21 protein-coding genes and 1 pseudogene are annotated in these 24897 nt (G+C 60.7%); 9 read left to right on the top strand and 13 right to left on the bottom strand.

All coding sequences use genetic code 11. The features are described 5' to 3' along the window. Positions 1-22 precede the first annotated feature (22 nt). The 3 genes from ACK3SC_RS11270 to ACK3SC_RS11260 are packed head-to-tail and all read right to left on the bottom strand — an operon-like array spanning position 23 to position 4301. Complete coding sequence (locus ACK3SC_RS11270; protein WP_416840270.1) at positions 23-2293, bottom strand: transglutaminase TgpA family protein; 2271 nt, start codon at positions 2291-2293, stop codon at positions 23-25. Next, positions 2290-3348 carry a DUF58 domain-containing protein gene (locus tag ACK3SC_RS11265; protein ID WP_416840269.1) on the bottom strand — a complete coding sequence of 353 codons (1059 nt, stop codon included), beginning with the start codon at positions 3346-3348 and terminating at the stop codon, positions 2290-2292. Before ACK3SC_RS11265 ends, ACK3SC_RS11270 begins: the two co-directional genes overlap by 4 nt. Next, entirely contained in the window at positions 3345-4301 is a 957-nt protein-coding gene (locus ACK3SC_RS11260) for an AAA family ATPase (protein ID WP_416840268.1), read from the bottom strand. The genes ACK3SC_RS11265 and ACK3SC_RS11260 overlap by 4 nt, the downstream gene beginning before the upstream one ends. A 259-nt stretch (positions 4302-4560) precedes the next feature. Here ACK3SC_RS11260 and mutS point away from each other — a divergent pair, with 259 nt between their 5' ends. Beyond that, entirely contained in the window at positions 4561-7308 is a 2748-nt protein-coding gene (gene mutS / locus ACK3SC_RS11255; RefSeq protein ID WP_416840267.1) for a DNA mismatch repair protein MutS, read from the top strand. Beyond that, entirely contained in the window at positions 7305-8957 is a 1653-nt protein-coding gene (gene mutL / locus ACK3SC_RS11250) for a DNA mismatch repair endonuclease MutL (RefSeq protein ID WP_416840266.1), read from the top strand. Before mutS ends, mutL begins: the two co-directional genes overlap by 4 nt. Before the next feature lie 24 nt (positions 8958-8981). On the opposite strand, the gene ACK3SC_RS11245 is transcribed toward mutL, so the two are convergent. Further along, entirely contained in the window at positions 8982-9206 is a 225-nt protein-coding gene (locus ACK3SC_RS11245; protein WP_416840265.1) for a hypothetical protein, read from the bottom strand. 93 nt (positions 9207-9299) lie between these two features. Here ACK3SC_RS11245 and ACK3SC_RS11240 point away from each other — a divergent pair, with 93 nt between their 5' ends. Continuing rightward, positions 9300-9536: a hypothetical protein gene (locus ACK3SC_RS11240; RefSeq protein ID WP_416840264.1), complete on the top strand. Its 237-nt coding sequence runs from the start codon at positions 9300-9302 to the stop codon at positions 9534-9536. Here ACK3SC_RS11240 and ACK3SC_RS11235 read toward each other — a convergent pair. The 3 genes from ACK3SC_RS11235 to ACK3SC_RS11225 form a co-directional block, all read right to left on the bottom strand. Next, positions 9496-10476 carry a 5,10-methylenetetrahydromethanopterin reductase gene (locus ACK3SC_RS11235; RefSeq protein WP_416840263.1) on the bottom strand — a complete coding sequence of 327 codons (981 nt, stop codon included), beginning with the start codon at positions 10474-10476 and terminating at the stop codon, positions 9496-9498. The genes ACK3SC_RS11240 and ACK3SC_RS11235 overlap by 41 nt on opposite strands. Before the next feature lie 27 nt (positions 10477-10503). Beyond that, positions 10504-11259 (bottom strand): coenzyme F420-0:L-glutamate ligase, encoded by a 756-nt coding sequence (locus ACK3SC_RS11230; protein ID WP_416840262.1) that lies wholly within the window; start codon positions 11257-11259, stop codon positions 10504-10506. A gap of 155 nt (positions 11260-11414) precedes the next feature. Then, positions 11415-11909, bottom strand: a complete 495-nt coding sequence (locus ACK3SC_RS11225) for a metallophosphoesterase family protein (protein WP_416840261.1) — start codon at positions 11907-11909, stop codon at positions 11415-11417. A 62-nt stretch (positions 11910-11971) separates the two neighbouring features. Here ACK3SC_RS11225 and ACK3SC_RS11220 point away from each other — a divergent pair, with 62 nt between their 5' ends. The 4 genes from ACK3SC_RS11220 to ACK3SC_RS11205 all read left to right on the top strand — a co-directional run bounded on the left by ACK3SC_RS11220 (position 11972) and on the right by ACK3SC_RS11205 (position 15435). Continuing rightward, positions 11972-13237, top strand: a complete 1266-nt coding sequence (locus tag ACK3SC_RS11220; protein ID WP_416840260.1) for an NUDIX domain-containing protein — start codon at positions 11972-11974, stop codon at positions 13235-13237. Between the two features lie 127 nt (positions 13238-13364). Next, positions 13365-13994 (top strand): helix-turn-helix transcriptional regulator, encoded by a 630-nt coding sequence (locus ACK3SC_RS11215; RefSeq protein WP_416840259.1) that lies wholly within the window; start codon positions 13365-13367, stop codon positions 13992-13994. Positions 13995-14243: 249 nt separating this feature from the next. After that, positions 14244-14615, top strand: coding sequence for a hypothetical protein (locus ACK3SC_RS11210; protein WP_416840258.1), 372 nt, complete (start codon positions 14244-14246; stop codon positions 14613-14615). An 88-nt stretch (positions 14616-14703) separates the two neighbouring features. Continuing rightward, positions 14704-15435 carry a cupredoxin domain-containing protein gene (locus tag ACK3SC_RS11205; protein WP_416840257.1) on the top strand — a complete coding sequence of 244 codons (732 nt, stop codon included), beginning with the start codon at positions 14704-14706 and terminating at the stop codon, positions 15433-15435. A 180-nt stretch (positions 15436-15615) separates the two neighbouring features. On the opposite strand, the gene ACK3SC_RS11200 is transcribed toward ACK3SC_RS11205, so the two are convergent. The 6 genes from ACK3SC_RS11200 to ACK3SC_RS11175 all read right to left on the bottom strand — a co-directional run bounded on the left by ACK3SC_RS11200 (position 15616) and on the right by ACK3SC_RS11175 (position 21496). Then, entirely contained in the window at positions 15616-16695 is a 1080-nt protein-coding gene (locus ACK3SC_RS11200) for a TrmB family transcriptional regulator (protein ID WP_416840256.1), read from the bottom strand. Positions 16696-16781: 86 nt separating this feature from the next. Continuing rightward, positions 16782-16982 carry a hypothetical protein gene (locus ACK3SC_RS11195; RefSeq protein ID WP_416840255.1) on the bottom strand — a complete coding sequence of 67 codons (201 nt, stop codon included), beginning with the start codon at positions 16980-16982 and terminating at the stop codon, positions 16782-16784. A gap of 2 nt (positions 16983-16984) precedes the next feature. Next, positions 16985-18166 (bottom strand): ABC transporter ATP-binding protein, encoded by a 1182-nt coding sequence (locus tag ACK3SC_RS11190; protein WP_416840254.1) that lies wholly within the window; start codon positions 18164-18166, stop codon positions 16985-16987. Between the two features lie 5 nt (positions 18167-18171). Continuing rightward, positions 18172-19101, bottom strand: coding sequence for a carbohydrate ABC transporter permease (locus tag ACK3SC_RS11185; protein WP_411967364.1), 930 nt, complete (start codon positions 19099-19101; stop codon positions 18172-18174). Between the two features lies 1 nt (position 19102). Continuing rightward, a complete protein-coding gene (locus tag ACK3SC_RS11180; RefSeq protein ID WP_416840253.1) occupies positions 19103-20065 on the bottom strand; it encodes a carbohydrate ABC transporter permease in 963 nt (320 codons plus the stop codon). Positions 20066-20074: 9 nt separating this feature from the next. Next, on the bottom strand, positions 20075-21496 hold the full coding sequence (locus tag ACK3SC_RS11175) for an extracellular solute-binding protein (protein ID WP_416841216.1): 1422 nt from the start codon (positions 21494-21496) through the stop codon (positions 20075-20077). 334 nt (positions 21497-21830) lie between these two features. On the opposite strand from ACK3SC_RS11175, the gene ACK3SC_RS11170 reads away from it, so the two are divergent. Together ACK3SC_RS11170 and ACK3SC_RS11165 are read left to right on the top strand one after the other, a co-directional pair. Then, positions 21831-23528: a glycoside hydrolase family 13 protein gene (locus tag ACK3SC_RS11170; protein ID WP_416840252.1), complete on the top strand. Its 1698-nt coding sequence runs from the start codon at positions 21831-21833 to the stop codon at positions 23526-23528. 367 nt (positions 23529-23895) lie between these two features. Next, positions 23896-24708, top strand: a pseudogene (locus ACK3SC_RS11165) (SpvB/TcaC N-terminal domain-containing protein); the annotation flags it as partial. Positions 24709-24897 lie beyond the last annotated feature (189 nt).

Genomic DNA, 24897 nt, shown 5'->3' with positions numbered 1-24897 from the left:
CACACTGAAAAAGTAACGCGGTTCAGTCCGACCACCGTCTGACGACCGGCAGACGTGACCTGACAGCCCTGTTGGCCACGGCAACCACTTCGTCGGCATCTTCCCGCGTGACGCCGTGGCCGTACTGTGCACGCTCGTAAATCGTGGCGACGTGGCGAGTTCGTTCGTCGAGTCCGACGCGAGAGAGTGCATCGAGATAGGAGCGGACCGTCTCACCAGTGCGTCGTGGTCGGTACTCCTTTGCGAGGACGAGTTCGAGCCGGTCGTACGCACGGAAGACGTCGGTTCTGGGGGAGTCGGTCCGACGTTGATAGAGCGCGGTCGTTACCCAGCGAATTTGGGCCGGGAGTTTGGTCCGACGGACCCCTGCGACGACGCCGACGATGGCGACGACGCCGACGAAGAACGTCTCTCGTGAGGGTAACTGCGGCACGAGTCCGCCGCTGTCGTCGGATTCGTTCGACGTGGCCGTCGTGTCACCGAGTCGTTGCGCGAGGCCCGATGGGAGGTCGGAGCCTTCCGTCGCGTTCGCTCCAGATTGCGTCTCGTTTCCGAACTCGGGGGCTGTCGGCGTCGCCGACTCGTTGTCGGCGGTTTCGTTTGCTTCGTTCGCGGCCGCCGCCTCTGCGGTCTCGTTGGTGTCGACACCATCCTGTCCGTCGTCGCGGGCCGCTTCGAGGTTGGCCGACTCGGCTTCCTGCCGGGGGGCTGCGGGCGTCGGGTCGAAGCGGACCCAGCCAGTGTCTTCGAAGTACACCTCGACCCACGCGTGGGAGTCGAGGCCGCGGACGACGTACCGGTCGTCACCGACGGGTTCGCCTGTCGTGTACCCGGTGACGAACCGGGCAGGGACACCCTCGGCGCGCAGGAGGACGACCATCGTCGAGGCGTAGTAGGTACAGTATCCCGCGTCCATCTCGAAGAGGAACGATTCGGCGATGTCGTCAGTCGGTCGCGACACCTGGAGTGAGTACGCTTTGTTCGCTTCCAACCACGTTTCGATGGCGACTGCCTTGTCGTACGGCGTCTCCGCGCCTTCGGTTATCTCTGCTGCCTTGTCGCGGACGCGGTCAGAGGTGCTGTCGGGAAGTGCGAGATATCGCTCGCGGATGGTGTCGGGATAGTCGGTCCCCGTCCGTCGGAGCGACGCCGACGTGTACTGCGGGACGGCGCTCGTCACGGTGAAGTTTTCACCCGTGCCGATCGTCCGCGACGGCCTGATGTTTCCCTGCTGTGTGACCAACGTCTCGGATTCGATACTGCCATCGACAGCGACTGGTCGCCACGCCGAGGGCATCGCGTCGAGCGGCGTCGCTGGTGTGACCGTCTGGCGGACGAGCCGCGACGGTCCGTCTGGGCCGGCCAATCGGCCGCCTGTGTACGGTTCTGCGTCACCAGTTCGAACCCACCCAGATCCGGTATAGCGGTCGAACGAGGCGGTCTGCCAGTACGACGGCGACGTGCTCTCGATTTCGAACCGTACCTCGGGGGAGAGACTGATACTGCCGACGATGGAGATGCGGTCGCTGGCACTTACGAGACTGGCCTCGACAGTCGGTTGGTCGGCGACACCCGTAGACGGGAGGATGGGCGACCCGCCCGCTCCGGGGAGCACCGTGACCGTCGCAGAGAGCACGATCATCGCCGCGAGGACGACAGTGAGAACGTCCAGTTGCCCGCCGTCGCGACCGAATCGGTCGATGCTATCGAAGCCGATTGCTGCCATTCCCGCGCCGACGCCGACGAGCGTGAGCGGCCCGCCCGCGTCACCGGTGAGGACGAACAATCCGAGTCCGGCACCGGCGACGGTGACGGCAGGCGCGATGCGTCCCCTGATGGCGAGATACCACGCGAGAAACGTCGGTGCAGGCGTCACCGCGAGTGCCCACACGTCGGCAGAGAGCAGTCGAAGCGCCGAGAGCCCACTGAGAAGACCCAGTGAATCGGCAACGAGCCGCCGGGGCGAGAGTAACGCGAGTTGACTCTCCGGAAGCGAGAGGAAGTACATCGCGAACCCGCCCGCGACGAGCCCCACGGCGAGCACGAGGGCGACACGTGGACGGAGTGTGACTCCGACGAGCGTCGCGAGCGCGAGCGAACCGACTGCGATGAGAATAAACTGGTCACGCCGACCGACGATATCGGTCACGTTGTAGAGGACAGAGAGGAACGCCCCGATGAGGACGAGCGTCGCCGCGATAGCCAGTAGATTGGCCGGGATACCAGCGACAGTGTGGCGAGTCGTCTCTGCGTTCGTAGCGTTCGACCACCGTCGCACAGAGTCAGTACTCACCGTGTGACCCCTCGGTTTCGTCCCGAAGGCTGTCCGAGAACGTTCTCATCGGCGGCCGCTTCGGTGGCACGGTCTGGTTCGGTCATCTGCTCGGCGTCGGCATTCGAGGCAGCGCGAAGCAGGTCGAACGTCGTCTCTTGTCCTGCGAACGTGACGTACGTCTGTCCAGCGTCGCCTCGGACGACCACGTCGGAATCAACGTCTGGAACTGCGCCCGATTCGAGTCGCGAGAGATGGGCGAGGATGCGCCGTCGTTCGTCGGGTGTCGCGTCGGTGACGCCAACCGGTGAGCTGAGTCGCACTGGAATCCCTGTGTCGAGCAGCGACCACGAGAGCGTCGCTGCGGCCTCCGCAACGTCGTCTTCTTGTCCGTCGACGCAGCCGACCGAGACGGCGACTGCGTCGGCGTTGGCATGGTTCGTGTAGGTTTTTACGACCAGCTCACCCGACTTCGCGCTCGACTTCCAGTGGATGTCGCGGAGTGGGTCGCCGGTCGTGTACTCGCGCAATCGGTCGAACTCTCCACGGTGCGACGTCGTCCGCTGGTCCGAGAGGGCCGAGAGGGTACGGTTCGCCGTGGTGGTGAGCGACCCAACCTGTGGAAAGACGAGTACCTCCATCCTGTCGCCGACGGTGAACGTCTGCGAGAAGAGGCCGAGCAGGTCGTGTGCGACGACCGTGACGGGACCGATGGTCGCCGGACCGCGAGCGCGATACGTCACGTCGTACGATATCGACCCGTCACCGACGACTGCGTCGACCGTCGAATCGCCGTCTAGGCCCCCCGTGAGCGCGTCCGACACAGTCGCTTGGAACGCGCGCGGTGCGTCGATATCGACCGAGACGGTGTGTGTCTCGCCCGGAAAGCCGTCGTCTGGGGGGTTTCGAACTGCTCGCGGCGGTGAGAGACGCCAGACCTGGAGCGCGCCCACGGCCAGCGCGACGGCCACGGGGACGACCACCGCGTTGAGTGCGCGTGGACCGAACGCCACGGCGTTGGCGACGCCGACGAAGACGACGGCCACAGCAACCCATCCGCGACGCGTGAGTCTCATTCGACTGGGACGTAGTCCAGCGCGCGTTCGACGATATCTAGTCCTGTATCACCCGTGGTCGTGCGGATGCGATGTGCCCAGACGCTTCGAATCTCTCGTTGCACGTCGTCAGGGATGACGTAGTCACGGGCGTCGAGCGCAGCACGGGCCTGTGCGGCGCGGACGAGCGCGATCGACCCACGTGGGCTCACGCCGAGATGCGCCCGCTGGCGAGTGTCTGCTGCGAGTCGGGAGATGTATCGCCGAACCGATTCGTTCACAGATACCGTGAGGATGACCTCGCGTGCGTCGCGAACGTCGGCGGCGGTGGCGACTGGTTGGAGTGACTCTATCGGGTGGTGGCCCGCGACGCTGCCGAGGAGTTCCGTCTCCTCTGATTCACTCGGATAGCCCAGATGGATCTTCTTCATGAACCGGTCGAGTTCGGCCAACGGCAGGTCGTAGGTCCGGTCGGGTTCGACGTCGTTCTGCGTCGCGATGACCGTAAAGGGGTCTGGAACGCGCCGCGTCACGCCATCGGTCGTCACCTGAAGTTCTTCCATCACTTCGAGGAGTGCGGCCTGTGTCTTCGGCGGCGCACGGTTGATTTCGTCACCGAGTACGACGTTTCCGAACACGGGGCCCTTGCGGAATTCGAACTCCGAGGTCTGTTGGTTGAACACGTTGACGCCGGTTACGTCCGACGGGAGGAGGTCGGGGGTGAACTGGATTCGTTCGAACGACCCCTCGATAGAGGTGGCGATTGCCCGGGCGAGCATCGTCTTTCCGACACCCGGAACGTCCTCTAACAGGAGGTGGCCACGGGCGAACAGCGTCACGATGATGTCCTCTATCGCGTCGTGGTGGCCGACGATGACCTCCTCGACGTTGTCTGAGATTCGCGTAGCGAGGTCCGATACCGCATCGACCGACTGCGCGTGGTCGATGTCGGTGTCTGCATGTGCATCAGTCATTGATATTCCGGAATACCCCGCCCACCGAACTGCGTCGAGCGGACGGGTCTCTGTCGGTAATATAGTCTCAGTCTACCTAACGTTGGTGGATGTGTGCATATCACATTCGCGTCCGTGACAGTCTCGAACTGTGATAGACGCCTGTTGCAGGCCGGGGAGAAGAGACCGGGTGGACGCCAACCGTAGACTGGGTGGACCAGACCGATATCGGAGCGCGCGTTCCCGGGCGTTTTTGTCGTTCGACACCCCCGTACTGGGTATGAACGCGGACGCCCAGCGTGAGGCGGTCTACGGCGCACCGCCCGAGATGCTGGCTGACCGAGACGACTTGACGCCGATGCTCTCGCAGTACGCCGACCTCTGTGAGGCGCACGACGACGCACTCGTGTTGTTCCAGGTCGGTGATTTCTACGAGGCGTTCTGCGGTGCTGCGGAGGCAGTCGCACGAACCTGCGAGGTGACGCTCACGAAACGCGAAGACTCGACCGGAACGTGGCCGATGGCGGGGATTCCCATCGACAATGCGGCCGGCTACCTCGAACGATTACTCGACGCCGGCTATCGAGTCGCACTCGCAGACCAGGTCGAAGACGCCTCCGAAGCCTCGGGACTGGTCGACAGAGCCGTCACGCAACTCATCACGCCCGGAACCGTCGTCGACGAAGAGCTTCTCGAAGCGGGACGAGCGACCTACCTCGGTGCCGTCGCTCGCGACGGCGACACTTACGGCATCTCGATGGTCGACGTGTCGACTGGCGAGTGTCTCGTCACGGGCGCAGACCGCGCACTCGCACTCGAAGAACTGGAGCGGCTGGCACCGGCAGAACTCGTCGTCGGCCCCGACTGCGACCTGCCGACACTCTCGTTCAACCCGATGGAGACGCCGTTCGACCCCGACGCCTTCGGCACGGAGACGGCCCGCGAGACCCTGTCGGCGTACGCGCCCCGCCCCGAAGCAGTGGTCGAATCGACCGCCGAGTTGCGAGCAGTCGGCGCGCTCCTCGCGTACGCCGAGTACGCACAGGGCGACTCGAAACTGGAGTACGTCACCCGCGTCACGCGGTTCGACCCGCGTGAGTTTCTCCAACTCGACGCGACGGCGATTCGAAGTCTCGAACTGTTCGACTCACGCAGCGCTCGCGCTGGGAGTACGCTCTTTTCGGTCCTCGACGAGACGGCCTGTGCACTTGGTCGACGCCGACTCGAATCGTGGCTTCGACGACCGCTCGTCGACCGAGACGCCATCAAGGCACGACTGGATGCACTCGACTTCCTCGCAGCCGACGCGCTCTCGCGGGCGGACCTCCGCGACCAGCTCTCGTCGGTCTACGACCTCGAACGACTCGTCGCTCGTATCTCTCGCGAACGCGCCAGCGCCCGCGACCTGCGCTCGTTGCAGACTACGCTCGACCGGGTTCCCGAGATTCGAGAGACGCTCGCCGACGTGGACGCGGGGGTGCTCTCTGGCCTTCGCGACTCGCTCGACGAACTCGAAGACGTTCGCGACCACGTCGACCGCGCAATCGTCGCCGACCCGCCACAGGAGATTACCGAAGGTGGTGTCATCGCGGACGGATACGACGCCGAACTCGACGACCTGCGCGGAACCGCAGCAGACGGCCGAGAGTGGGTCGCGAATCTCGAAGCACACGAACAGGAGCGAACCGGCATCGACTCGCTCGAAGTCGGCTACAATCAGGTCCACGGCTACTACATCGAGGTGACGAACCCCAACCTCGACCGGGTGCCCGACGACTACGTCCGCCGACAGACGCTGAAGAACTCAGAGCGCTTCTACACGCCCGAGTTGAAAGAGCGCGAAGACGAAATTCTCCGCGCCGCCGACCGAGCAGACAGCCTCGAATACGACCTCTTCTGTGAAGTCCGCGCCGCCGTCGCAGAAGAGTCAGAGCGCATCCAGGGGGTCGCAGACGCACTCGCCGACCTCGACGTGCTTCGGACGCTCGCAGACGTCGCCGTCGCCAACGACTACGTTCGACCGACGTTCCACGGCGACGACGGCGCGTCGGACGTGGAGTCGGAGTCTCCCGCTGGCGTCGAAATCGACGCTGGCCGACACCCGGTGGTCGAACAGACACAAGACGAGTTCGTCCCGAATCCAATCACCCTTCCACAGGGTGGTGTCGCACTCATCACTGGGCCGAACATGTCGGGGAAATCGACGTACATGCGGCAGGTCGCACTCGTCTGCATCCTCGCACAGCTGGGGAGTTTTGTCCCCGCAAAGGCCGCCAGACTCCCGATTATCGACCGCGTGTTCACTCGTGTCGGTGCCTCCGACGACATCGCCGGCGGGCAATCGACGTTCATGCGCGAGATGAGCGAGTTGACCGAAATTCTCCACAACGCCACCAGTGACTCGCTCGTCCTTCTGGACGAAGTTGGCAGAGGAACCTCGACGGCAGACGGCCTCGCCATCGCCCGTGCCGCGACCGAGTTCGTCCACGACGAAGTCGGCGCGATGACGCTCTTCGCAACGCACTATCACGACCTGACAGACACTGCCGACGAGCGTGCGGGCGTGTTCAACCTGCACTTCACCGCAACCCAGACCGACGGCGACGTGACCTTCCTGCACAGTGTCGCCGACGGTCCGTCGTCGTCGTCCTACGGTGTCGAAGTCGCCCACCTGGCGGGTGTTCCATCGACTGTGGTCGAACGTGCGCGGCGTCTCGTTGAGGCCGACAACGGAGACGCGGATACAGTGGCGACGATAGACGACACACCGGACGAAGCTTCATATACGAACACGGGGCAAGGTCCAGACCACACCGAACCCAAAACCCAACAGGACGAGACGCTCGCGGCCTACGTCGATGGACTGGAAAACGGCCAGCACGCGACTGACGGCGCTGAACCGTCCGACCCGGGCGCAGACCGGGTCGCCCACGAGGTTGCGGACCAACTCCGTGAAGCCGACCTCGTGGATACCACACCGTTGGAGGCGTTGAACCTCCTGTCGGACCTCAAGCGGAGACTCGAATGATTCACCACCTCGACCGGGAGACGCGCGCGAAAATCGCCGCCGGAGAGGTCGTCACTCGACCCGCACGCGTCGTCGTCGAACTCGTCGAAAACGCTCTGGACGCCGGCGCTGAAACCATCGAAATCGATGTCGATGGCGACGGAACTGAACGAATTCGCGTCGTCGACGACGGTCACGGGATGTCCGAATCGGACGCGACGCTCGCCGTCAAACGACACACGACGAGCAAACTGCACGACGCTGCCGACCTCGAAACGGTCGAGACGCTCGGATTTCGGGGTGAGGCCCTGCCGAGCATCGCTGCCGTCTCGCGACTCGAACTGGTGACGAACACCGACACCCCGCGTGGAACACGTGTCGTCGTCGACGACGGTGAACCGACTGTCTCGCCGGCCGGTCGAGCACAGGGAACGACGGTCGAAGTCACCGACCTGTTCGCAGACCGACCCGCTCGAAAGAAGGCGCTCGCGTCGCCCAAGACCGAGTTCGCTCGAATCTCGGCAGTGGTGACACGGTACGCGCTCACCCGACCCGACGTTCGGTTCGTGCTTCGACACAACGGCCACCAGACCCTCACGACACCCGGCACGGACCGCTTCAGCGACGCGATGCTCGCAGTGTACGGACGCGAGGCAGCCAGTCAAGCGTCGGCGTTCGACGCGAGTCGGCAGGTGACCGCCGCGAGCGAGACGGTCACCGTCGGTATCGACGGCATCCTCTGTCATCCCGACGTGACCCGTGCCCGGCGCGACCACGTCCACGTCTCGGTGAACGGTCGGGCCCTCACAGACCACCGAATCAGGCGCGCAGTGGCCGACGGGTACGGCACGCTCCTTCCGGATAGTCGTGAGCCCGTCGCAGTCGTTCGCCTCTCGCTTCCGCCAGCGTGGGTCGACCACAACGTCCACCCGGCGAAAGCGAAGGTCGAGTTCAGAGACCTCGATGCGGTTGCATCGGCGGTCGAAGCGAGCGTCCGCGACGCCCTCTCGACGGCCGACCTACGGCGAAGCGGCGAGTTGGCGATGGACCTCGACACGTCGCTCGAACCCGTCGAGGCGAGTTCGGTCTTCGACGACATCCGCGTCATCGGTCGGTTTCGGAACCTCTACCTGCTCTGTGAGGCAGGTGACGAGTTGCTCGTCGTGGACCAGCACGCCGCCCACGAGCGTGTGAACTACGAACGACTGAAGGAGGCAATCGAGTCGGCCGGCATCGACTCCGTCCGCATCGACCCGCCGGCGAGTGTGTCACTCAGTGCGACCGATGCGGCGTTGCTGGAGGCGAATCGCGATATCGTCGAGAATCTGGGATTCCGCGTCAGCGAGTTCGGCGGCGACACCTATCGCGTCGAGGCGGTTCCCGCACCACTCGGCCGCCCGTTCGCACCCGACGCGCTGGCCGACGTGGTTGCTGACGTTGCCGCCGGCGACTCGACCGACCCGCGAGACGAGTTGCTCAAAGAGTTGGCGTGCCACCCGTCCATCAAGGCGGGAGACGACCTCTCTGATGCGGATGCGACGCGACTCCTCGAACGACTCGGGTCGTGCGAGACGCCCTACACCTGCCCGCACGGTCGGCCGACGGTGCTGGCTATCGACGAATCGACGTTCGTCCGTGGGTTTGGTCGTCGGAGTGGGCGGCAGGGGTAAGCAAAACGGGTCTCAATCGGGCGGTTACCAGTGTTTGCATTCCACGCAGACGTACTCGTCGCCGTCGAGCCACGTCTTTTCGACGGATTCGCCACACTGTGGGCAGGTCGTCCCGGTCGGGGTCCAGCGGTAGGTTGCGAGCGTGTCCACATAGTCTTCAGACACAGCTTGCTCGTCTGAAGTCTCGTCTTCCGTCGCCTCCTCGTCGGCACCGCCGCCGGCGAAGTCGTCGAGCGAGCGATTCGGCATGATTCCTCGTCTGGGCGGACGGTTCTTATCGGTGCCGACCGCGCAGCGTGCGAAACCCACACAATCAATATCCCCGACTGCTGACTCTCGCGTATGCCTACACTCACGGATTTCGTCATCGCGCTCATTCAGAGCGTCGTCGAACTGGTCTTCAGCTTCCTGGACGTGGCGCTGAGTGACCCACTGTCGCCGTTTCTCATGCTCGTCGGGAGCGCGTTCATCGTCGTGTCGGTGGGCGCGTTCGCCTACGTCACCCTCGGCGCACTCGCTGCAGAACTCGGAATCGGCGTTACGCCCGGGTCTCGCGGTACGCCTTCGCAGCGAGAGTAATCGCGTCTTCGAGGTCGGGGCCGATTGGCGACCCGACTACGATATCATCCGCATAGTCGAGCACTGCGGCCATCTGGTCGGTCACGTCGTCGGGTGTTCCGGCCATCGAAAATGCGTCTATCATCTCGGGTGTGACGAGGCCGAACGCGTCGGAGAACTGCCCGGCCGAGATGTTCTCACCGATTTTCCCTGCGAGCTCGGCGTCGATGCCTTGTCTGTCGAGAACCGGCGGTGCCGCCCCGGCGGTGATGAACGCGACTGGTGGGCGGGCTGCCTTCCGGGCCGCGTCTTCGTCTTCGGAGATGGAGACACTGGCGTACGCAGCGAGCGCGAAGTCGCCGCGTTCGGCCGGGCGGTCCTCGATACCCATCTCGACTTGCTCGCGGGCCCACGCGAGGTCGTCCGGATGTGACCCGTTGAAGAGCAAACCGTCTGCGTGCTTACCCGCCATTCGGCACATGTGCGGGCCTTCGCCGCCGACGTACACCGGAACCTCGCCGGGAACGTCGAAGTTGAGGCCGGCATCGGTGGCTTCGAAGGTTCCGTTGTGGGTGACGCGCTCGCCGGCCCAGAGCTCCTGTGCGACTTTGAACGCCTCCAAGACGGAGCGAAGCCCACGCTGGTCTTCGAGACCGAGATTGCGGAGTGTCGAGGGGTCGCCGGGGCCGATGCCGAGAAGGCCACGGCCATCAGACGCCTCTGCGATGGTTGCGACCTTTCCGGCGAGCGTGACGGGGTGCATCTCGTAGGGGTTGGCGACGCCGGGACCGAGGCGTATCGCTTCAGTCTCGGCGGCGAGTCGTGCGAGGACCGCGAAGGGGTCGCGGTTGTTGTAGTGACACGAGACGAACAGCGACTCGTAGCCGTCGCGTTCTGCCTGCGTGCCCAGTTCGACGAGTCTATCGACCGGATGTTCCGGGGTGAGTTCGAGTCCAAGCATAGGTGTGGTGAAAATTGGTTCGAAGTCTCAGGGTTCGTACGACCATTCGCGGAGTGCCTGTCGCACGAAGTCGCTGTCGATATCGCGGAAATGGGCGTCGCTCTCGGCGTGGTCACCCCACTCGAAATCGCGAACGACGACGACCGGCGTTCCGTCTGCGCCTTCACCCTGGACGAGGTTGGCGGCGGCAGCGAGTTCGTCGACGACGTTCTCGACGGTCACACCGAGTTCCCGCCCGTCGCGGTCGGCTTCGCCGCGCCAGTCTCTGGACGCGCTCATGCCGGCCCAGCCGATGGCGACGCCGCGCTGTCCGTGTCTGAACGGCCGGCCGCAGGTGTCGGTGACGACGACCCGGTCTGCGATGAGGCCCTCGCGGATGCGTTCGGCCGACTCACTGGGTCGTTTCGGGAGCAACAGCAAGTCGTGGTCTGGGACGTTCGACCGGTCGATGCCGGCGTTGACGCCGACGTGACCGAATCGCGTCTCCGTGAGGAGAAACGGTTCGTCCATCACGAGGTCGACGCTCTCTTCGAGCACTGCCTGTGCGAACCGTGGGTCCTTGTCGTCGCCAGTCAACTCCGAGAGACGGGCGGCGATTTCGCGGGCGCGCGGCCCGGCCGGGAAGTCGTCGAGGTTTGCGAACCGCCCTTCTGCCTTCGAGACGACGGTGGATGCGACACAGACCACGTCGTTCGGGCGAAGGTCGACGCGCTCGGAGACGAGTGCTGCGAGGTCGTCGCCCTCGCGTATCTCGGGCACGTCCGGGACGGGAAACAACTCCATACGGAATGGGAAGACGACGGCGGTGAAAAACAACCGGGTGTTGGCGAACCGGGCCGGTATCGCAGCCGTGGTCTCGGACACGTGTGTTAGGTGGAGGGCGAGCGAGTCTGCGACGAATCCTGTCGAGTCGGGCGTCCAGTGGACGACTTCGACCGTCAGGTTCCGTGGACGACTTCGACCGTCAGGTCACCGTCGTCGACGGTTCCGATCATCATCGTCGCTTCGTCGCCAGCGTTGGCGGCCGTCGCCGTACCGGGGTTCAGGACGCGGACTCCGTCTGAAACTTCGTCGATGACTTCGTGGATGTGACCGGCGATGCCGATAGCGTCTTCGCCTGCAGCGTCTCTGACGAGGTCCGCCACGCGGCCACAGTATCCTGTTCTCGTTCCTGTTCCATGTGTGACGACGAACGTTACGCCGTCTGCTTCGACGATTTCGACGAATGGGAGCGCAATCTCTGGAGGGTCCGTATTTCCACAGACGCCGACGAACTCCTCGGAGATGTCGCGGAGGTGTTCGAGCGTCTCTGGGGCGTCGTAGTCGCCTGCGTGAATCACGATGTCAGCGTCCCGAATGTTGTCTTCGACCCACTGGGGGACTGCATCAGCACGGCCGGGGACGTGCGTATCGCTCAAAATAGCGAGTCGCATACTAGCCCCTATCTCACCCGGTCAGGATAGTCGTTTTGTCAGTCGATGCTGTAGGTCACGACATGGTACACGTCGTCACAGCATTTCTCCGTCACGGCGGGCGAATCTTGCTCACCCGGCGGAGTGACGCCGCCGGAACCTACCCCGGGAAGTGGGCCGGCGTGTCGGGCTACATCGAGGGAAAACCGACAGCTGCAATCGAGGACGCCCGCCGTGAGCTCGAAGAAGAAGTGGGCGTGACAGACGCGACACTCGTCTGTGCAGGCACCCCGATGTCGGTTACTGACGGTGACCGTGAGTGGACTGTCCACCCGTTTTTGTTCGACGTTGCCGACCGAGCAGTCGTCACGAACGACGAACTCGCCGAGACGGAGTGGGTCCACCCCACAGCGATGCTCGAACGCGAGACGGTGCCCGAACTGTGGGCGACCTACCGCCTCGTCGCTCCGACTGTCGAAACAGTTCACGAAGACGAAACACACGGGTCGGCGTGGCTATCGATTCGCGCACTCGAAGTGCTCCGAGATGCCGCTGCTGAGGCGGCGTCGTGGGAAGTCGTCGTCTCGGTCGCCCGCCAACTCCGCGATGTCCGCCCGAGCATGGCCGCTATCGCGACTCGTGTGAACCGTGTGATGACCGCCGCAGACGGCGACGTGACGAAACTGCACCACCAGGCCGAGAACGTACTCGACGACGCCGTCGTCGCAGATGAGGTGGCAGCGACGGAGGCAGCACGGCTGCTCTCCGAAGATGAATTCGACCGCGTCGCCACACTCTCGCGGTCCGGAACGGTTCTCGCTGCCCTCGAAAAAGCCACTCCAGCCGTCCTTCTCCCGGAGTCACGTCCCGGCGCAGAGGGCATCTCGGTCGCGACAGAACTCGCGGCTCACGGTATCGACACCACATTGACCACCGACGCGGCGCTTCCGGGCCTCGTTGCTGCCGGCGACTGTGACGTCGTGCTCATCGGTGCCGACGCGGTTCTCTCGTCGGGTGCAGTCGTCAACAAAGTCGGGAGTTTCCCCGTCGCACTCGCCGCAACCCGCGCCGAAATCCCTGTTTTCGCGATCTGTGCGCAGGATAAGATACGCGGTGACGACGAGTTCGTCAGCGAGACAGGCGAGTCGCTCTCCGAGGGTGCGAAATCGGTGACGACCGAAAATCCGGTCTTCGAAGTCGTCCCCGCCGACCTCGTGACGGGTGTCGTCACCGAAAACGGAACCCTCGAATCCAGTGACGTGGCGTCGGTCGCCAACGAACACGCTGCGCTCGCGGCGTGGGACGACGAGGTTGGCGAGAACAGACGTAGAGATGAACCCGATCAATGAGTCGAACCAAATCGATGAGTTCGCTTACATCATCGCTCGATGCTCGTGAGAACGAACAAAACACGTACCACGAACCCCATCTACTCTCCTATATGAACGTTGGCCGTGACATTCGGGGATGGTGGCGATGAACCGCCGGCGTGCCGACGCGGTAATCGGTATCGTCGTCGCTGCCGTCCTCGTCTTCGGTGGGGCGCTCAGTTGGCAGGCCTTCCAGCAGAATCGTGCGTTCGACCAGATGATGGGCTCGATGATGGATTCGTCGATGGCCGGTGTCCACGGCACCAACCCGTTTTGGTACGTGGGCGGAACGATCCTCGTCGCGGGTGCGATCGGTGGATTCTATCTCGCGTTCCGAGATGAACTCACGTCGGCAGACGAGGCCGTGCAAGTCGCCGGTGGTGGTGCCACCGAGACTGCCACGCCGCCGGAAGCGACAGACGGTGACGAGACGACGGAGATGACGGAGACAGCGGGGTCGGCGGCCGGGACCGAATCGTCGGCCGCCTCGAACAGACCGTCTCGGCCCCAGATACTCGACGTTCTCCCCGAAGACGAACGCCGCATCCTCGAACCGGTGGTGACGTCACCCGGTATCACGCAGATAGAACTCCGAGACAGGTCGAACTTCTCGAAGAGTAAAGTGAGTCAGACCGTGAGCGAACTCGAAAAACGTGGGCTGTTGTACCGCGAGAAGCAGGGCCGCACCTACCGCGTCTATCCGAGCGACGACCTGACGCAGAATCACGCGCAGTGACCGATACGCTGTTTCTCTGCGTGCCACAGCATCGGGACGGCGGCCCCGAAACGGTGATCCCGAAACGGCGACTCCGGGCAGTCACGAGATGGCCGAAGCCGAAACAGCAGAATTCGTGAGCGATGAACGATTTCCTCTCTGAAAAACGCTCAGATTCTTCTATAAACGTTCTCGAACGTTCTCCTGTGTCTGTTCACACCCACGGAGATAACCACCGAACGCTCCTACGAGAGAGTGAGGAGAAATACAATGACTACCTTCAACATCGCACGATGGTTCGTCGTGGCACTCGCAGTCGTCGGACTGGCGATTGCTGCACCCGTCGCCAGCGCACACGGTACCGACTCGACTGTCGGCGACGCGCCACCGGCCGGTGGAACTGCAACCGAATGGACCGCGTGGATGGAAGCGCAGATGACCCAACACATGGGACCCGGCACAATCGAGTGGATGGAATCCCACATGGGCGTCACCATTGAAGAGATGGGCCAGTTCATGGCCGGCGGCAATCACCGAGGACCGGGGATGACCGCTCGTGGTGGCATGACTGGTTCCGGCGGCATGTACGGTGGTGGGATGGCCGGTTCCGGCGGCATGTACGGTGCCGGTCAGGGTTGCTAACGACATAGACACCCGTTTCAGTTCCCAGCCCGCCCGATTTGCGCATCTGTTATTCCCATCCGACACCTATCTTTGTAGAGGTAAGCGAATGCTTGATACCGAACTGTTCCGCCGCCGCTTCATAATTTTCGCTGGAGCGACGACGGTCACAGTGCTTGCGGGCTGTACGACCGCACCACCAACGGCAGACGGAGGACGTGGAGACGAGACGACACAGACGCCGACTGAGGCACCAGTTCTCGAGAACAACGAGAGCGACGACGATGGGATGCCTCACGACGAGGGCGAACACTACGAAGGGGAGATGCCTCACGACGACGAGATGCCTCACGACGACGAAGCGCCCCCCGACGAGGAGGACCACATGCACGACGAATCGCTCGTGGGACCGGTCGACCACGCCGACGTTAGCATGCTCTCGTCGAGTACGGGAGAACACTTCCAGCCGCACATCGCGTGGGTGAATGCCGGTGGAAGCGTCACCTGGACGAAACAGAGTGGGATCCACACGGCGACGTCGTACTCACCGGAAAACGACAGACCCCAACTCACGCCCGACGGTGTCGAGTCGTGGGATAGCGGGTTCATCGCCGAAGACGGGACGACGTTCGAACACACCTTCGAGAAAGAAGGCGTCTACCACTACTTCTGCATCCCGCACGAGTTCGTGGGCATGATTGGAAGCGTCATCGTCGGAACCCCAGACCCAGAGACGCAACCAGCACTCGCGGACCCACCAGACTCGTTACCCAGCGCGATTCGGGAGCGCATCGCAGAACTCAACGAAATGGTCGTTGCGGCGCTCTCTGGCGACGAGTAACCCTCGTTCCAATGAGATGGATTCTTCAGCCTCGAATTCCGAGTGTCATCCGGTGGCGATGAAGAAAGTTACCCCCACTCAGCCCTTTGTGATGATGAGTTACACCTGAGCCACCATCTTACTGAAACAAGAAATCGGCACCGAATAGGCTATTTGTGAGTTCTTACCCTGTCGAGGTTCTCAGTTGGTTCGGAGAGTAACCGATGTCGCTTCGTAATCCTCCAGAATCGCGTTATCTCCACCGATGCTCACCTCGCCATCGCTGGTTTCGAGATACAGACTCGTCTGCAGTGTGTACTCGTTTGTCGATGGTTTGACGAGCGCTTGATGAATTCGACTCACCTTTCCTGAGATCGTCTCTCCATCAGTTGTCTCCACATCAGCCCAAAGGTCTGTTCCCGCCTTAGAATGGAGCACCGCTTGGAAGACGGCTTGTCGGAACCAGTCGTATGTCTTTGGGAGTGGGTCCGGGTCGGTTACGAATACATCAGTCCCGGCCGGCCAGTAGGCGCTGAAGAACATTCCATGGATCGAACCTGCGAGATGTTTCTCAGAGACTGCGACACCGTCCCCGAGGTCGTGTGTTCCGGATACTAAGAGAGCGTCACCGACCAATGCTGACTGGTGTACCGATGGATTCGTCGACTGGGTATCTGTTGCGAACATGAACAAAATATTCTCGCTCCAGCAACGAACGGCATCTGCGACGCCTCTGAACCGCTTCCTCGCTCCTTCAACGTCGTCTACGTCTTGAACCAGAAGGAAAATGAGAACGTCTCGGTCAGCAGCGGTCCGGAGTTCAGTTTCGATTTCTGGATAGACGTCTTCGGGAATGGCAACGATAATCTCTTTTTGGGCTTTCGAGATTGCATCACGGAGCCGTCTGATGGCAGTCTCGTGAGACTTCACCATCTTGAGTTCGGGTGTCTTGGGCTTCGTGTCGGTGAACCGGTCTTTGAGAGCCGGTGTAATCGAGTCAATCCGACTCGACAGGGCCGCCATCGATTCCTCCGGGGGGACTGCACGGACCGTTTTCGGCGAAGCGTGGTCGTTGACACGAACCAAGCCTCGGTCTTCGAGTCGGTCAGTGATGGTGTAGACTGCCTGTTGTGAGACGTCAGCCTCCTCCGAAATCGCACTCGTCGTCGCCTCACCCAGAGACAACAGAGCGAGATAGACATCGATATCCTTGTCCGAAAATCCGAAGTCGCCCAGTTCCTCCCTGAGCATCGCGTCGTCTTGCTCGCCGTGCTGAGACATTGAGTTGGTATTAGGCTTCATCGATAATTTGGTTGTTCATTCAGAGTGGTCGACACTGTCATTGACGGAGAGAGAAGTTCGGTGTATCAGAGGAGTTGTTGCTCGTGCTCATCGAGTGTTTCTTCGTCCTCCTCAGTCCAGAGTAGTCTCCACCCGCGAAGGGCCTGACGGGATTTCGGTACGTACGTGCTTCGGCAGTCACGGAAAAACGCATAGATTCCGTAGGTCCAGAAGAAAAATAGTACCGTGACCGCACTGACGTATACTGCGGTGAGCGTCTCGAACATAGTTAGTTCTCCGACGGGGTGCGCTGGTCGACAGCGTTTTCGGTAGCAGTGGTCACGAGACTGTGACAGATTGCTTCACCAGACTGCTGGTCGAACAGGTGGAGGTTCGCTCGGTCGAAGAAGACCTCGACGTTCTCCTCTTCGGAGATATCTTTGTCGGGGTCGACACTCATCAGCAACTGGTCGGACTTCCGTTGTACTTCCTCCATTGTGGCGGTGTTGCGGTCTCCGTGAGTCAGATAGACGAAGATTTCGTCACCCATCGGCTCCAAGACGTCGGTGGTCGTGTCGACGTACTTCGTCGGGTGAGTAACGTCACTGGCTTCGTCGGCGAGATATACGTCTTCGGGGCGAACCCCAAGAGAGACAGCGTCTCCCACAGACACGTCGAAGTCGGCTGGATCGAAGTCGACAGAGACGAACTCTGAGGTGAACCCGTTTGCGGTGACTTCTCCCTCGAGAAGGTTCATCGACGGCGAGCCGATGAATCCCGCGACAAAGAGGTTCGCCGGTTCGTTGTAACAGGTCAGTGGTGGAGCAATTTGTTGGAGCTGACCGTCGTTGAGGACCGCGATACGGTCGGACATCGTCATTGCTTCCGCCTGATCGTGTGTGACGTAGATGATGGTTGTCTCCAGCTCTCTGTGGAGCCGCTGGAGTTCTGTCCGCATATGGACGCGAAGCTTTGCATCGAGGTTCGCGAGTGGCTCGTCCATCAGGAACGCTTCTGGATCACGGACGATTGCCCGACCAATGGCGACACGCTGGCGCTGACCACCGGACAGCTCTGAAGGCTTCCGGTCCAACAGATCACCGATTTGGAGGATATCTGCCGCCCGTTCGACTCGGCGGTCAATCTCTTCTTTCTCGAAGTTGCGGAGCCGCAGTCCGAAACTCACGTTGTCGTAGACGTCCATGTGGGGGAACAACGCGATGTTCTGGAAGACCATCGCAATGCCCCGTTCCTTCGGGGGGAGATTCGTCACCTCCTTTCCGCCGATGGTCACCTCACCCTCGGTGGGCAACGTGAGACCGGCGATCGTCTCCATCGTCGTCGACTTGCCGCAGCCCGATGGCCCGACCAGACAGACGAACTCGCCGTCTCGGATGTCCAGGTTCATGTCGTTGACTGCCGTTACGTCGTCGTACTGCTTCGTTACGTGTTCGAGTTTAACATTTCCCATAGTTATCACTCCTTGACCGCGCCAGCGGTGAGACCACTGACAATTTTCTCCTGTGCGATGACCACGATGAGAGCGACGGGGAGAATCCCGATCAGGCTCGCCGCAGCCATGTAGTTGTACAGACTGGTGTACTGGCTCTGGAACGCCAGAATACCCCACACGAGTGGGGCACCGTTCTCGGGCTGGCCGGTCGTCATCAGGAACGAGAAGAAGAACTCGTTGTAGACGGCGATGAACGTCAGAATCCCGGCGGTTGACAGACCGGGTGCTGAGAGCGGCATAATAACCCGAAACAGTGCACCAAGCCGAGTCGTTCCCTCCACGCGTGCTGCTTCTTCCAGCCCATCTGGAATCTGGCTATAGAACGTCGTCAGGATGAACACTGACAGTGGAAGGAAGAGTCCGCTAAAGGGGACGATAATCGCACCCACAGTGTTGAACAGGTTCGGACTTGGAATCCCGAAGATGAGCAGGTTCCCGGTGAACAGTTTGAACAGCGGGAGCACGAAGGCCGCTGGCGGGAAGAAAGATATGATCAGCAGGAGCAAGAGCAACCCACCTTTCCCACGGAATTCGAGCCGACCGAACGCGTATCCCGCCAGACTCGAGACGATCAGTACGTACGCCGTCGTCGTTACGGCGATTACGAAACTATTGAACATGTACAGGTGGAGTGGAACCGTCTCCCACATGTCCATGAACACAGAGATGTTGAATCCGCGGGGGAAGATGCCCATGTTCACGATGAGGTCGTTTGGTGTAAGTGCCAACACCACGAGCCAGTAGATAGGGAACAGCGTTGTGAACATGAAGAAGAGAAGTGCGACGTAAAACATCGCTCTGTGAACCTTCCCCGGATTCTCGATCGCGCTTCTGACCCAGTTGGTGAGCAGGCCACCGTCGTTCTGGTCGTCGGTATCGTGTGCGGTCGCCATCTCAGACGCTCCCTCCGATTCCCCGCAGACTGTCCACGAACTTCACCAGGTACACCAGAATGAACACGCTGATTACCAGCGCGGTGAGGAACGCGAGCGTCGCGGACGTTCCGTATCTGTTCGACCGGAACGCCGAGATGACGAGACAAGTCATCGACGGGACGGTCCGACAGCTGGAAAGCACCTCGATGACGCCGTAGACTTTCAGGGCACCCAGCGTCCGGAACAGCATCCCGACCAAGACCGCGGGCAGCACCAGTGGGAAGGTGATCAATTTGAACCGTTGCCACGCAGTTGCACCGGCGACCTTACTGACGTCGTAGAGACTACGGTCGATACTCTGCATCCCTGCGAGGATAATGAGTGCCATGAACGCAGAGGTCTTCCACGCGTCGGTGAGCGTGACGAGTATCAGCGAGTCCTGGGTGTTCGCCAGCGGCGTCGACGAAAAGACGCCGAGTTCTTGCAGCGGTGCGACGAGGAACCCGATACTCGGTTCGAACAGGAGATAGAACATCATCCCCTGTACGACGACAGGCACTGCCCACGGGAGGATAATCGCCATCCGAACCCACGAGCGGCCGCGGAACTCCTGGTCGAGAACGAGTGCTTGTGCGAGACCGATGACCGTTTCGAGCGTGACGCTCCCGAGTGTGAAGGCGATAGTGAGGCCGACGGCGTACCAGAACGACCCCGGTAACACCGCATTACGCTGCCCGGTGAGGACAGCGACGTAGTTTTCGATGCCGATGAAGTCGCCGACGCTGACACCCGAGAGTGCATCTGCGTGGAGTGACATGGTGAACGTATCCATCAGTGGCCACAGCGCGACCACACCGACCATCAAAAACGCTGGGACGATCAGAAGGTACGCGTACAGCTCTTCGGGCAGCGTCTCGATCTTGTTTGCGATAGCGTAATCCGGACGTGGGATAGTCCTCGATTGTTTGTTTTCGGTTGCCATTGGACTCGATCAGACCGACTGCTCCTCGATTTCTTTCAGTGTCGACGCGAGCGCGTCCATCGCTTCTTGCGGCGATTGACTGCTCCCTTTCTGAAGTGCCTTGTTCACCGCACTGGCGATGGCACCGGACTGGTCGGGCCACGCAGTCGTCACCGGGCGTGGGATTGCGTTGCTCCCTGCGGTTTGCAGAGCATCCATATATCGACCCATAACCGGGACGTCTCGTGCCGAATCGGAGTTGAAAACCGATGGTTTTGGCGGCAAGAGTCCGAGATTCTCGAACTGCCACAACATGAAGTCCTCGGACATCTTCGCTTTCAGGACTTCGACAACCGCGTCTTTCTTCTGTGAGTTCGGGTTCACCACAGAGTTCCACCCGCCTAGTGCGGATGCAGAGCCACCGGTGCCACTGAATTGAGCGTCATCAGCCGAAACACCGTACGGGAGCGGCATCACGCCGAGTTTTTCGCCGAGTTCCTCTTCGGCTCCGTTTATCGCAATCGAGTACGGCCAGTTGCGGTGCATGACCGCATTGCCGTTGGTGAATGGCTTCCGTGAGGTTTCTTCGGTCCAGCCGAGTGTTGCCGCAGGGGAGATGTTGCCGGTGATATCCATCCCGTGTTTGTCGTCGTTCCCGTGGATGAACGACCGAACCATCTTGATAGCCTCGACAGCACCTCCTTCGTTGACTGTGACCGGGCGGTCGTTGACCGGTCCGAAGAGGTTTTCTGTACCTCCGAAGTACGCACCGCCCCACGTCGTCATCCACTCGTTGAAATCACAGCACGACAGTCCTCCGTAGCTGTCCGCTTGGAAGGTATACCCGTACTCGACATCATTTTGCGCCATCACGTCGGCGGTGATTTCAGCGAACCGTTCCCAGGACATCGGCTCAGTTTGCCACCCTTCAGTGTCGTAGCCAGCAGCCTCGACGAGGTCTTTGCGGTACTGTATCGTCGGGAAATCCGGGAACTCTGGGATTCCGTAAAGTGTGCCATCGGGTGAACTTGCCGACGCCACGCTCGCCGAGAAGTAGTCGTTCTTGACGGTACTGAGTGTGCTGTCGTCTAAGAGTTCTTCGAGGTTCTGTACTTGGCCCCGTTGGACGAACGGAATCGTCCAGCCGGAATCCATGCTGAAGATGTCGGGCTCTTCTCGTCCTGCGGACAGCCACGTCCGGTACTGATTGAGTAACTGGTCCGTCGTCGACGGCCCGTCCACAATCTCGACGTAGATGTCTTCGGACAGACCCGCGTTCCAGAGTTGTTCTCGAATTTGGTCTTTGACCTCTGATGATTCGTTGGCACCGACACCCGAATACTGTCGAACGACCGTTTGACCAGACTCTGCGTTCTCGGGCTTGTCCCCGTCTCCACTCCCGACGCATCCAGCGATACCTGCCACACCACTCGTCGCGCCGACTGCTTTGATGAATCGGCGGCGAGTGACTGCTGACCGCCTTCGATTTCCATTGCGATTGTCTCTCATGCTCATCTACAATTGTGACATACTCTGTAATAAAAATTCTGAATCAAGCAGTTGATTAAGATTCTGAATAGTTTTAAGAGCGATAGTCTCTTCTGCTCTAATAGGCGGGAAAAGCACTGCTCCCCGGCAAGTTCAGAATCATGAATGGAATACGAACCAGTCGTAAACTGCAGATGAGTCCCAAATTTGAGTTCACATGGAATCCGACAGCGACGGCACCACACACTAATTTCGAGGGTATCGAGCCACGCACTTGGACCAGACTTGGTGGTTGGTGATGAGTCGAGCCGAGGTTCTCAAGCAACCCGACGAGTCGTGGTGGAAGGAAGCGGTCGTCTACCAAATCTACCCGCGCAGTTTCAACGATAGCGACGGTGACGGAGTCGGTGACATCCCTGGAATCACCGAGAAAGTCGACTACCTCGACTCACTGGGCGTCGACGTCGTCTGGCTCTGTCCCGTATACGACTCCCCGAACCACGACAACGGCTACGACATCCGTGATTATCGTTCGATACTGGACGAGTTCGGGACGATGGCCGACTGGGAGGCGTTACTCGACGCATTGCATGCGCGAGACATTCGGTTGATTATGGACCTCGTCGTCAACCATACCTCGAACGAACACGATTGGTTCCAGCGTTCACGGCAGCGTGACGGTAAATATGAGGACTACTACATCTGGCGCGATGGGTCACCCGACGAACCACCGAACAACTGGGAATCTGTCTTCGGTGGGCCTGCATGGACCTACGACGACGACCGCAAACAGTGGTACCTCCACCTCTTCGACGAGAACCAGCCCGACCTCAACTGGCGCAACCCGGATGTCCGCGAAGACATCAAGGAGATGATTACGTGGTGGCTCGACAAAGGTATCGACGGGTTCCGGATGGACGCCATCAACTTCATCTCGAAGACCGACGGGCTTCCGGACGGTGACCTCGACGAGCAACTCGTTGGTCACCAGCACTACGCCCACGGCCCTCACATCCACGACTACCTGCAGGAAATCTACGACGACACACTCGCGAACTACGACGCGATGACCGTCGCCGAGATGGGTGGAACGAGCATTTCGCAAGCCGCCGAGTATCTCGTCGAGGGTCAGAGCGGGCTAGATATGGTGTTTCAATTCAATCATATGTCTGTCGACGAGGGCTCGGATGGCCAGTGGACCCTCGACGAGTGGGGTGAGTGGGACCTGACGGAGTTCAAAGAAATCGTCACAGATGCTCAGGGCGAACTCGCAGCCACGTTCTGGGACGCGTTGTTCCTCGGAAATCACGACCTACCTCGGATCGTCTCTCGGTTCGGCGACGACGGCGCGTACCACGAAGAGAGTGCGAAGCTCATTGCGACCTTTCTGCTGACGCTTCGTGGCACACCGTACATCTACCAGGGAGAGGAGTTCGGGATGACGAACGTCGAGTTCGATAGTCTGAACCAGATAGACGACGTGATGACCATCGGGAAGGTCGAAGAGCTATTCGAGACGGGAAGTATCGACTCGTTCGAGGAGGCTCGTGGTCTCGTCAACTACTGGAGTCGGGACCATGCACGGACGCCGATGCAGTGGTCAGATGCTCCGAACGCCGGCTTCACCGACCGCGAACCGTGGCTCGAAGTCAACGACAACTATCACGACATCAACGCTGAAGCGGCACTTGCCGACGAGGATTCCATCTGGCATCACTATCGGTCGCTCATCGACCTTAGACACGAGATGGACACGCTTGTCTACGGTGCGTACGAGCTCCTCCTTCCTGATCACGAGCAACTCTACGCGTACACTCGAACACTCGACGAAGAGCAATTGTTGGTCGTCCTCAACTGGTCGGACGAACCTGCGATGTTCAGAACCGGTATCGAAACGAACGATACAGAGGTACTACTCAGCAACTACGAGAGCTCTCCAGATAGTCCACTGGAACGAGAGTTCCGGCCGTACGAGGCAGTTGTCTACCGACTCTGAGGAAGTACCGACCTACTGAAGAGACCTACTCGGCTCTGTACCTTGCGCTCTGTTTTCTCAGAATTCTATTAGTAGAAACGGGGTCTGCCCCACTCAGCCCTTTGTGATGATGAGTTACACCTGAGCCACCATCTTACTAAATAAGAAGCGACACCGTCGGTCTGTTAGTAGAAACGGTTTCTGACCCACTAGAGGCGTTTTCTACTAATAGAGAGTCAACCCACCTTTCTTCTCTTCTTCACTCATCTTAGGACGTTCTTGTGGCTGACTCAGAACGTGTCTAAAATGTCTGCTATCCAATAGTACGAAATTATATTGCTTGGGTTACATTTTAGACTATGGCTCTGGTCCAGTCGGCGAGGCGGCGATGACCAACAAGTCGGGTGTTGCTGAACAGGTGATTTCGCTCCCGGAGGGGGGCGGAGCACTCTCGGGAATCGGCGAGAAATTCTCACCAGACCTGTTCACTGGAACTGGAAATTTCACGGTTCCAATCGAGGTTCCCGACGGACGAAATGGGCTTGGACCAGGACTTCAACTCACCTACAGTACGGGAAATGGAAACGGACCGTTCGGACTCGGGTGGGTGCTGAGCGTCCCAGGCGTCTCGCGGAAAACCAGCGACGGGGTTCCGATATACCACGACAACATCGACACCTTCGTTCTCTCCGGTGCGGAGGACCTCGTCCCGGTCGGAGATGCACCAGCGTGGGGGCCGCACCCATCGGGACAACAATATCGTCCACGGACGGAGGGCCTCTTTGCGAAGATCGTTCACCATCGAAATAGCGACAACGACTACTGGACAGTCCGAAGCAAGGACGGCCTCAAGAGTATCTATGGAACACCCGAATCCCGAGGGACTGATCCAGCGACAGTCACGAACCCGGACCGCGGGACGAGCGGACGACCAGTCTCGTGGTTGCTCACACGGACGCAAGATCCGTTCGGAAACCACGTGAACTACGAGTACGAACCGGACGGTCCTGAAGACCAGTCTACTGACAGTAGACATTGGACACAGACCTACCTTCGAACGATCCGGTACATCGATTTTGACCAGCCGGGTACTACTGATCCCTCATATCTGGTCTCCGTTGAATTCGAATACGGTGACCGCCCCGATCGCTTTTCGACGCATCGCGCTGGGTTCGAACAGCGGACGCGACGGCGCTGTGAGCAAATCGTGGTTCGAACCCACGCTGACGAGGATGGCGAGTACAACCCCGGTGGCCACGTCATTCGAACGATCGAGTTCACATACGCTGACGAGCGAACAGACGTGAGCTCGTCCCCGTCCAACGGCGTATCGATGCTCACACGGGTCATCGTCCGTGGCCACGACGGCGAGGAAACAGAACGACTGCCA

The organism is Haloferax sp. DFSO52 (assembly GCF_048158745.1).
GTDB lineage: Archaea > Halobacteriota > Halobacteria > Halobacteriales > Haloferacaceae > Haloferax.
The sequence above is the reverse complement of the archived record's forward strand: the minus strand, read 5'-3'. Positions and strand labels throughout refer to the sequence as shown.